The sequence below is a fragment of the Pseudomonas sp. MPR-R2A5 genome (genome assembly GCF_058793055.1).
The window spans coordinates 62,083-71,136 of record NZ_JBXAFK010000009.1 but is presented as its reverse complement, the minus strand read 5'-3'; the positions used below and the strand labels follow the sequence as shown (position 1 = coordinate 71,136).

11 protein-coding genes and 2 tRNA genes are annotated in these 9,054 nt (G+C 57.2%); 6 read left to right on the top strand and 7 right to left on the bottom strand.

Features of this window, described 5'->3' with window-relative positions; genetic code table 11:
* Nucleotides 1-148 precede the first annotated feature (148 nt).
* Nucleotides 149-225 (top strand) — tRNA-Arg (locus AC1Q6I_RS09490).
* A gap of 339 nt (nucleotides 226-564) precedes the next feature.
* Nucleotides 565-2,007 carry a magnesium transporter gene (mgtE, locus tag AC1Q6I_RS09485; RefSeq protein WP_069076860.1) on the top strand — a complete coding sequence of 481 codons (1,443 nt, stop codon included), beginning with the start codon at nucleotides 565-567 and terminating at the stop codon, nucleotides 2,005-2,007.
* 141 nt (nucleotides 2,008-2,148) lie between these two features.
* Here the strand turns inward: mgtE and AC1Q6I_RS09480 are convergent, their stop codons facing one another.
* Entirely contained in the window at nucleotides 2,149-2,475 is a 327-nt protein-coding gene (locus AC1Q6I_RS09480) for an Arc family DNA-binding protein (RefSeq protein WP_024076996.1), read from the bottom strand.
* A gap of 109 nt (nucleotides 2,476-2,584) precedes the next feature.
* Here AC1Q6I_RS09480 and AC1Q6I_RS09475 point away from each other — a divergent pair, with 109 nt between their 5' ends.
* Nucleotides 2,585-2,770: a hypothetical protein gene (locus tag AC1Q6I_RS09475; RefSeq protein ID WP_081329241.1), complete on the top strand. Its 186-nt coding sequence runs from the start codon at nucleotides 2,585-2,587 to the stop codon at nucleotides 2,768-2,770.
* Between the two features lie 99 nt (nucleotides 2,771-2,869).
* Here AC1Q6I_RS09475 and AC1Q6I_RS09470 read toward each other — a convergent pair whose 3' ends face one another.
* Both AC1Q6I_RS09470 and AC1Q6I_RS09465 read right to left on the bottom strand, forming a co-directional pair.
* Nucleotides 2,870-3,049, bottom strand: coding sequence for a PA3371 family protein (locus AC1Q6I_RS09470; RefSeq protein WP_024076995.1), 180 nt, complete (start codon nucleotides 3,047-3,049; stop codon nucleotides 2,870-2,872).
* A 10-nt stretch (nucleotides 3,050-3,059) separates the two neighbouring features.
* Nucleotides 3,060-3,290 (bottom strand): hypothetical protein, encoded by a 231-nt coding sequence (locus AC1Q6I_RS09465; protein WP_024076994.1) that lies wholly within the window; start codon nucleotides 3,288-3,290, stop codon nucleotides 3,060-3,062.
* A gap of 328 nt (nucleotides 3,291-3,618) precedes the next feature.
* Between AC1Q6I_RS09465 and AC1Q6I_RS09460 the strand changes: the two genes are divergently transcribed.
* Nucleotides 3,619-3,695: transfer RNA gene (locus AC1Q6I_RS09460), tRNA-Arg, on the top strand.
* 286 nt (nucleotides 3,696-3,981) lie between these two features.
* Complete coding sequence (locus tag AC1Q6I_RS09455; RefSeq protein WP_024076992.1) at nucleotides 3,982-5,373, top strand: MFS transporter; 1,392 nt, start codon at nucleotides 3,982-3,984, stop codon at nucleotides 5,371-5,373.
* Between the two features lie 59 nt (nucleotides 5,374-5,432).
* On the opposite strand, the gene AC1Q6I_RS09450 is transcribed toward AC1Q6I_RS09455, so the two are convergent.
* The 4 genes from AC1Q6I_RS09450 to flgA all read right to left on the bottom strand — a co-directional run bounded on the left by AC1Q6I_RS09450 (nucleotide 5,433) and on the right by flgA (nucleotide 8,028).
* Nucleotides 5,433-6,182, bottom strand: coding sequence for a flagellar brake protein (locus tag AC1Q6I_RS09450; protein WP_024076991.1), 750 nt, complete (start codon nucleotides 6,180-6,182; stop codon nucleotides 5,433-5,435).
* Nucleotides 6,183-6,278: 96 nt separating this feature from the next.
* Nucleotides 6,279-6,749 carry a flagella synthesis protein FlgN gene (locus AC1Q6I_RS09445; RefSeq protein ID WP_024076990.1) on the bottom strand — a complete coding sequence of 157 codons (471 nt, stop codon included), beginning with the start codon at nucleotides 6,747-6,749 and terminating at the stop codon, nucleotides 6,279-6,281.
* Nucleotides 6,750-6,796: 47 nt separating this feature from the next.
* Entirely contained in the window at nucleotides 6,797-7,120 is a 324-nt protein-coding gene (gene flgM, locus AC1Q6I_RS09440; RefSeq protein WP_024076989.1) for a flagellar biosynthesis anti-sigma factor FlgM, read from the bottom strand.
* Nucleotides 7,121-7,263: 143 nt separating this feature from the next.
* Nucleotides 7,264-8,028 carry a flagellar basal body P-ring formation chaperone FlgA gene (gene flgA / locus AC1Q6I_RS09435; RefSeq protein WP_024076988.1) on the bottom strand — a complete coding sequence of 255 codons (765 nt, stop codon included), beginning with the start codon at nucleotides 8,026-8,028 and terminating at the stop codon, nucleotides 7,264-7,266.
* Between the two features lie 81 nt (nucleotides 8,029-8,109).
* Between flgA and AC1Q6I_RS09430 the strand changes: the two genes are divergently transcribed.
* The gene (locus AC1Q6I_RS09430) at nucleotides 8,110-9,042 is read left to right on the top strand and encodes a chemotaxis protein CheV (RefSeq protein ID WP_024076987.1); all 933 of its coding nucleotides are present in this window, start codon (nucleotides 8,110-8,112) and stop codon (nucleotides 9,040-9,042) included.
* The last annotated feature ends 12 nt before the right edge of the window (nucleotides 9,043-9,054 follow it).

Below are 9,054 nucleotides of genomic sequence, written 5' to 3'. Positions count from 1 at the left end.
CACTCGTAGCTCAGCTGGATAGAGTACTCGGCTACGAACCGAGCGGTCACAGGTTCGAATCCTGTCGAGTGCACCATTTAAGAGTCAGTTGCAGTAATGCAGGTGGTTCGGCTTCAACCAGTTGTGATCTGGTCTAAAAACACAATCTGCACTCGTAGCTCAGCTGGATAGAGTACTCGGCTACGAACCGAGCGGTCACAGGTTCGAATCCTGTCGAGTGCACCATACAAACAAAAAGCCCGCCTAGTGCGGGCTTTTTGCCGTCTGGGGTTTATGTGGAATGTGTTCTTTTTCTCCAGCCCCATGTGTTTTCCTCCCGGGCTGCGTCGTCGCAGTTCATAGATGCGGCTAATGCTGAGCTTTGACTCGCAAGCGCTTGTTCTTTCCAGTTTTTTGACGTTAAAAATGGCCGGGCGGTGTATCATTGCGCCCGTCAGCCCCGCCGGGGCTTATGGAATACCTCCATGGACTTACCCAGTAGTTACTCAGTATCCCGTTTTACCAATCATGAATTGACTGATTGATCCTTCCGGCGTGCCCCGCTGCTGGGAGTGGAGTTCGCCTATGACCGAAGTAGAAGTAAAGAAAACACAAGAAAGCCTGCAGGATCGCCTGGCTCAAGTCATCGAGCTGCTGCAGCGCCAGCGCGTGGTCGAAGACCTCACGCACCGCCAGGAAGGTCCGAATCACGACCGCGTCGAAAACCTGGTTCACCGGCAAAACCTCGTCGAATTGCAGCGCAAGCTCGATGACCTGCACTCTGCCGACGTCGCCTATATCCTTGAAGCCTTGCCGCTGGACGATCGACTGACCCTCTGGCAACTGGTCAAGGCTGATCGCGACGGCGACATCCTCCTCGAAGTATCCGATTCGGTGCGCGAAACCCTGATCGCCGACATGGACGATCACGAGCTCCTGGCCGCAGCCAGGGAGATGGACGCCGACGAACTGGCTGACCTGGCGCCTGAGCTGCCCCGTGACGTTGTCCATGAGCTGATGGAGGCCCTCGACGGCCAGCAGCGTGAGCGAGTGCGCTCTGCGTTGTCCTATGACGAGGATCAGGTTGGCGCCCTGATGGACTTCGAGATGGTCACCATCCGCGAAGACGTCAGCCTGGAAGTGGTATTGCGTTATCTGCGTCGCTTGAAAGAACTGCCAGGCCACACCGACAAGCTCTTCGTGGTCGACTACGAAGGCATTCTCAAGGGGGTGCTGCCGATCAAGCGCCTGCTGGTCAACGACCCAGAGAAGAAAGTGGCCGATGTCATGGCCAGCGACCCGGTGAGTTTCCATCCGGACGAAGATGCCTACGATGCAGCCCAGGCGTTCGAGCGCTACGACTTGATCTCTGCCCCGGTGGTCGACAAGAACGGCAAGCTGATCGGTCGTCTGACCATCGATGAAATGGTCGACCTGATTCGTGAGGAAAGTGAAACCGAAGTCCTCAACATGGCGGGTCTGCGTGAAGAGGAAGATATTTTTGCGTCGGTCTGGCGTTCATTGCGTAACCGCTGGGCCTGGCTGGCCGTCAACCTGATTACCGCTTTTATTGCTTCAAGGGTGATCGGGTTGTTCGAAGGCTCTATCGAGAAATTGGTGGCCTTGGCGGCACTGATGCCGATCGTAGCGGGTATTGGCGGCAACTCCGGCAACCAGACCATCACCATGATCGTGCGCGCCATGGCGCTGGACCAGGTGAACACCGGCAATACCTCACGCCTGATGCGCAAGGAGCTGGCGGTAGCGCTGATCAACGGCGTGGTGTGGGGCGGGGTGATTGGTATTGTGGCTTACATGCTGTATGGCAGTTGGTCCCTGGGGGTGGTGATGACTGCCGCCATGACCCTCAATCTGCTGTTGGCTGCCCTCATGGGCGTGTTGATCCCCATGACCCTGGCACGCCTTGGGCGCGATCCTGCCATGGGCGCCAGCGTGATGATTACCGCCATGACTGACAGTGGTGGTTTCTTCATCTTCCTGGGGTTGGCAACCATCTTCCTGCTTTGATCGCCTTCCTGGCTGGCTTGTTGTAGTGAGGGGGCTTGTTCCCCTTCCAGCGCAAGCCAGTTTGCTCCAGCAATAATCCCCTTCCCAAATTCAAGGCAAAAAAAAGCCAGCACAAGGCTGGCTTCGGCTTTCAGGGGTAGATCAGTCGGCTTCTGCGGCCGCCTCGACATCGTGTGCAATAAGTGAGACGAGAGCATTTTGCTGGCGGTGGGAGAGCTGACGGAAACGCTGCAGCAGTTCGCGTTCGTGCAGTGACAGCTCTGGGCTGTCCAGGCGCATGCTCAACTCTTCACCCAACGCACCTTCCTGAATAAGGCTCTGTTCCAGGCGCGCGATGATTTCGGAGTTCATGCTGCGGTGATGATTGCGAGCCACCTCGGCAATGCGTTCCCGCATTCCGTCTGGCAGACGTACGACGAACTTGTCAGCCGTACGGCTGGAATAAATTGCCTGTTTCAATGGGCGCATATATTTAACCGGTTAGTTCAGGGGAGCGGTTTTTGGAATTGGCCGCAAGATGAGTGTTAAGACAAGGCTCACGACCAAAGTTCAACCTGAATTGCAAAGAGGCCGCATCATGCCTCAGATTTGCCAGTTCCTTGGCGTCAATTCTGTGACAAATATTGAACTGACTAAAGGCTTTATGCCAGCACTGATTTGCATTTTTGCGGACTGGTTGGAAAACTTTCCTGCAGAAGATCAGATTCGGCGATCTTCCCGCAGGCCTAGGCCGCAACAGGGTTTGAGGGCGCACATCCTATAGCAATGTGGCCTTTTGCCCCTAATCTTAAGACTAGTGGCAATTTGCCGATTTACTAGGCGAGGCGACATAAGGTAGGGCGAAACGCAGGCGAGCGATGCTTCAGCGCAGCACGGGATCGAATTTGATCCGGCGGCCCACAATCAGGGTCAGAACCAGGCATCCGGCGAACATGGCGCTGGCGATGAAGGCGATGGTTTGGCCGTCTTGGGAGGAGGTTTCCAGGCCGAGCAGACCGGTTACCAGGGTCAGGCACAGAAACAGCCAGGCAGATTTGGACATGAAGGCTTCCTCAGAATACCCAGTGTTCGGATGCAGGTGCTGCCTGTGTGCTCTGGGCCAGGCGAACCGGTGATTGCGGGTTGGCCGTCATCACTGCCAATTGCGGGCGTTGCTGCAGGTGGTGTGGAATGGCCTGGCTCACCTTGGCGTCGTCGTCGGTAGTCGGCGACTGCTGGAAGTGGAACATCACCAATACGGCCAGGGCCACGGTATTGAGGGCTAACAGAAGGGCACTGTTCATGGTCATGTTCTCCGTCGGTGACTGGGCCAAATTGGATTTTGTCGAAGAAGTATTGCAGATGCCGTGCCAAACTATTATTTCAATTAAATCAATGGTTTGAGGCTATTTTTAGGGGGCTGAGGGTTGCAAATTGCAATGCTGGCATTTTGGGGTAGTGCATTTTGCACGATGGCTTCGGCAACCCTGGTTTTACGAGGCGAAACCCTGCTCTTTCTGGCAGGCATGCGCCTACACTCAAAAAGCCCACGGACGACATGACAAATCCGACCTTGGCCGTTAACATGCACGCCGTCCGTCGCAGCGCCCATCGCTGCGACGGCTGTCATTTGTCCCAGTAGCTCAATTGGATAGAGCATCCCCCTCCTAAGGGGAAGGTTGGCCGTTCGAACCGGCCCTGGGACACCAGATTCAAAGCCCCGCACAGTGAACGCTGGCGGGGCTTTTTTGTGCGCGTAGAGTCTTTTCAAACTCAGGTCGAACCTTGCCGCTGATCGAGGTTCACAGCAGGTGCGTCGTGTATTTTTGCTAACGGTGTACCTCGCACGCCCCCCGGCAACGTCAGAGCTGTTGCCAATCAATTTAAACAAAATAATCCTCGGAAACAGCGCGTAGCGCCTGTCCGGACCCAACAACCCAGGACTATCATGCCGGTAGCCCTGACCCTCACTGCAAGGAGCCGCTCGGAACGCCGATGCGCCAGATCTGGAAATCTTTTCGAGCCCTTTATTTCGCCTCCTTGATGATGCTGATCGGCTCCGGCCTGCTCAGTACTTACCTCGCGTTGCGCCTGGCGGCTGACCATGTCGACAGCCTGTGGGTGGGCGCCTTGATGGCGGCCAACTATTTCGGTCTGGTGCTGGGCGGCAAGATCGGGCATCGCCTGATTGGCCGGGTGGGGCATATTCGTGCCTACGCCACCTGTGCGGGCATTGTCGGTGCAGCCGTGCTGGGCCATGGCCTGATCGACTGGCTGCCGGCCTGGATCGTGCTGCGGGTCATCGTGGGCTTGGGGATGATGTGCCAGTACATGGTTATCGAAAGCTGGCTTAACGAGCAGGCGGACGCCAGGCAGCGTGGCGTGGTGTTCAGTGGCTATATGATCGCGTCCTACCTGGGCCTGGTGTTGGGCCAACTGATCCTGGTGATGCATCCCCAGCTGGGCCTTGAGCTATTGATGCTGGTGGCGCTGTGCTTTGCCCTGTGCCTGGTACCCGTGGCCATGACCCGGCGTATTCACCCGGCGCCGCTGCATCCGGCGCCGATGGAGCCGCGCTTCTTTATCAAGCGGGTACCGCAGTCGTTGAGTACGGTGCTGGGGGCGGGGCTGATCGTTGGCTCGTTCTACGGCTTGGCGCCGCTGTATGCGTCCCAGCAGGGGCTGACTACCGAGCAGGTGGGTCTGTTCATGGGTAGCTGCATTTTTGCCGGTTTGGTGGTGCAGTGGCCGTTGGGCTGGCTGTCAGATCGCTATGATCGTGCGTTGTTGATTCGCTGCTTCGCCCTGTGTCTGGCGGTTGCGGCATTACCGTTGGCCATCCTGAGCAAGGTGCCGTTGGAGGTGCTGTTCGTGGCCGGGTTCCTGTGTTCGTTGGTGCAGTTCTGTCTGTACCCGCTGGCGGTGGCGTTTTCCAACGATCACGTTGAAGGTGATCGGCGGGTATCGCTGACAGCCATGCTGCTGGTGACCTACGGGGTCGGCGCCAGTATCGGGCCGTTGCTGGCTGGCGTAGTGATGAAACTATTTGGCAGTCAGATGCTGTACGCGTTTTTCAGCCTGTGTGCGCTGATCCTGGTGTGGCGTATCCGTCCTAAAGCCGTGACCAACCTGCATCAGGTCGATGATGCGCCCCTGCAGCACGTGGCCATGCCTGACAGCATGTCCAGTTCGCCGCTGGTGGCTGCACTTGACCCGCGGGTCGATGAGCAAGTGGTGCAAGAGCAGATGCAGACAGCTGCTGCTGAGCCTGAGCCTGAGCCTGAAGTCGACTCGGTACCACCGACAGATGAGCCGCCTTTCGAAGGACCGCCAGAACCTATAGGTCCGGATGAGCACCCCCATGACCTGAGCAGGGCACGCCCCTGAAAGCAAAAACGGGCAGATCCTGAAAGGGTCTGCCCGTTTTTTTGTCGCGATCTTCACACTTAGAAGTCGTCGTCCTTGTCGAAGCGTCGCGCTTCGCGTTGCAGTTGATACACAAATCGTTCGACCTGGCGCTGTACCAGGCCGCTCATGTTGTGGAAGCGCACGCCCGCGAAGGTGGTGTTGATCTTCTCTTCGAAATGCAGGTAACGCAGTTCGACGGAGGTGGTCATGCTGCCGAACGGCAGGGCAGCGATAAAGCGATCGTAGACCTGGCCCAACTGCAGGCGTTCGGAGATATCGCCTTCGAAGCGCAATTTGCAGCCGGTGGCGGAAATATCCAGCAGCTTGCCGCTGACCGGGGCCTTGAGTTTCTCGCCGCCCAGCTCGATATTGACCAGTTGGGCCAGCTTCAGTGCCGCGCGGAAGGCATTGCGGCGCTGGTGGTAGACCACCTCGCCCGGCATGGCGCCGGTGTAGATGCGATGGCCATCTTTTTCGCTGATGGTCAGGGTGCCATTGCTTTCCCAGGCGACGCGTACGCCGTCGTGAAAGCCTTCGATGCGGAAGGGTTCGCCATTCTCAAGGTGGCGTTCGCCATCACGCGGGATCATTTCGTCCAGGGCCAGGGTCTTGCTGTCCCGATCGACATCGACCAGGTAGCTCTGGAAGCGCTGGCTGCGTTCGTGGAAGGTGATGATCAGCGGATCATGGCTTTCTTGCAGCATTCGCAAGGTGCCGGCGATTTCCAGAGGCGTGGTGAGCACCTTGGGTGGCTGCGGAGCATCTTCCGCATTAAGGGCGTTGAACACGGTTCTTCCATCTCCAGACAAAATACGACTACACGCAAGAACCGGCATTTTGCCAGTATGTGGCGGGCCTTGGATAGGCTGTGCCGAAAACGGGCGTCAGGCTTGGCTGCGGGTGCTTGGTTTGACCAAGCGTGAGGTAGAGCCTTGGGCGTTGTACAGCGCCGGTGGCTCACCGCCGTGGAGTATACGCAGCTGGTTGGCGGTCGTAGCTTGCTGAAGCTGGATCGACTGGCCGTTGAGCAGGTTGACTTCCTGGCACTGGCTGAGCAATTGGTTGAGTTCTTTGCTTTGGGCCAGCAGTTGATCGCCGACCGAGGAGTGGCTGGCCAGTTGGGCGAGGCCGTCGTGATCGGCCGGCAGGCCCAGGCTGGTGAGAATCTGGCTGCGCTTCTTGCCATGCTGTTCCAGCAGGACAATCAGCGACTGTTTGCGCGCCAGGATATCTTCCAGCAGCGGCATATCCCGGCCGTAGAGGGCCAGGGTCTCTTCTTTCAGCAGCTCGAGCAATTGTTGCGTCGGCGCCAGATCATCAATGATCAGTTGAAGCAAGGTTTCGTCGTGGTGCATGGCTGGCCTTGGTTTTAAGCGTCCAAAAGCCCTGCGCAGGCCTTTGCCTAGCGCTCGGCTTCGAAGTTAAGCAGCTTGCTGGCTACACGGTTGCTGTCGACTTTATAGCTGCCATCGGCGATAGCCTGTTTCAATTCGGCCACGCGGGCTTTATTGACCACAGGTTGGTCGCGCAGCGAGTCAGTGACCTTCTGCAACTGTTGAGCCTCATTGCTCAGGTGTACGGATTCCCCGCTTTGGCTGGCGCTGGCCTGTTCTGTCTTGGCAGGCAGAGGCTGGGCCTTGGCTTCTACGCTGTCCTTGGTGCCGCTGGTGCGCGTAGTGCCTGGCAATGCCGGGGAGTTATTCAAACGACTGAAATCGATGACCATGATAATTAAAAACCTCTGGGTATTTGGACGCTTGCCATGTTTTCGGCCATACCCGGACAAACTTTAGGCTCGATTGACAATAAACCTGCACGCGCAACATCTGGCACACAGTGTAGGAAAAGCTGGCGTCCTATTCCAGTGATCTATAAAGCAACCTCGACTTGTCCGGGGGCTGTCACCCGTGCCTTGATGACACGATTGGAGTTGAGGTTCTTGACACGTATCTGCTCACTCATGCCTCCGTTGGACAGCGCTTCACCCGGCATTTTCACATTCAAGCCGCCGCTGCTCGCGGAAATTACCACCTGGTCACCCTTGCGAACCACCTCGGCCTGCTCCAGATGGACCAGGGTAATGACCTGATCGGTGACCATTGGTCGGGTAAGTTTCTGCCCGATGGCCTGATCGACCGACGTCAGATAGCCCTGGTTGATCAAACTGATGTCGCGTTCACGCAAGGCCACGTCCTCGAAACCGATGATGCCAGTGCGTTTCAACGGTCTTACCACCACCACGACATCGCGGAACAACTTGACCTGCGCTGGCACAAACACGGTCCAGGGCGCGGCGCCCTCGCAGCGAACCTTCACCGTCACACGGCCGATAGGCTGTGCGGGGCTTTCCAGGGACGCTGTCAATTCCTTGTCGCACATTGGCATGCGCAAGCGCGGGTCTAGCTGGTTGACCTGGATTTCATAGCGCCCAGGTGTCTGGGTGGTCGCCAGATAATCTTCTACAGTGAACTCAAGAAAGCCTTGAGTGACGCCGATAAGTAGATCAGGCAAGGTGACGTTATCTGCGCGGGCCGTGGTTCCCAGGCTCAAGGCAAGCAACGCCATCGAGACGCAGAGCAATCTGCGGCTGCGTGGGAGGCGAAGGCGTCGGGAAACTGTCGTTTTAATGTCCATAGCCAATAAATAGCAAAGCTCGTGCCGTTTAGTATTGGGTACGCGTCGTACCCCCGAAGGTTTTAGCGTAGGAGTCTGGGCATGGCAGGTGTAATGGATTCAGTAAACCAGCGCACACAGCTGGTAGGGCAGAATCGCCTGGAGTTGTTGCTGTTTCGTCTGGACGGCAAGCAGCTATACGGCATCAATGTGTTCAAAGTGCGGGAAGTGCTGCAGTGCCCCAAGCTGACGATCATGCCCAAGTCCAGTCCGGTGGTGTGTGGCGTGGCCAACATCCGTGGCGCGACCATCCCGATTCTTGACCTGGCCTTGGCGACAGGGTCGTCCGGTCTGCAGGATCGCGAGAACCCGTTTGTGATCATTACCGAATACAACACCAAGACCCAGGGTTTCCTGGTGCGCTCGGTGGAACGCATCGTCAACATGAACTGGGAAGAAATTCATCCGCCACCCAAGGGCACCGGTCGCGATCACTACCTCACGGCAGTGACGCGGGTGGACAACCAGCTTGTAGAAATTATCGACGTGGAGAAAATCCTCGCCGAAGTGGCGCCCACCTCTGAATCGATTTCGGTCGGTGTGGTGGACGCCGATACCGCGCACAAGGCGATTTCCTTGCGCGTACTGACGGTGGACGATTCTTCGGTGGCGCGTAAGCAGGTGACCCGTTGCCTGCAAACCGTCGGCGTGGACGTGGTGGCGCTCAATGATGGTCGCCAGGCGTTGGATTACCTGCGCAAGCTGGTCGATGAAGGCAAGAAGCCTGAAGAAGAATTCTTGATGATGATCTCCGACATCGAGATGCCGGAAATGGACGGCTACACCCTCACGGCTGAGATACGTAACGATCCACGCATGCAAAAATTGCATATCATCCTGCATACTTCGTTGTCGGGCGTATTCAATCAGGCGATGGTCAAGAAGGTCGGTGCCGACGACTTTCTGGCCAAATTCCGCCCTGATGACCTGGCATCCCGGGTAGTCGACCGGATCAAGGCAGCAGATCACGGCTAGGGGCTTTTTCCC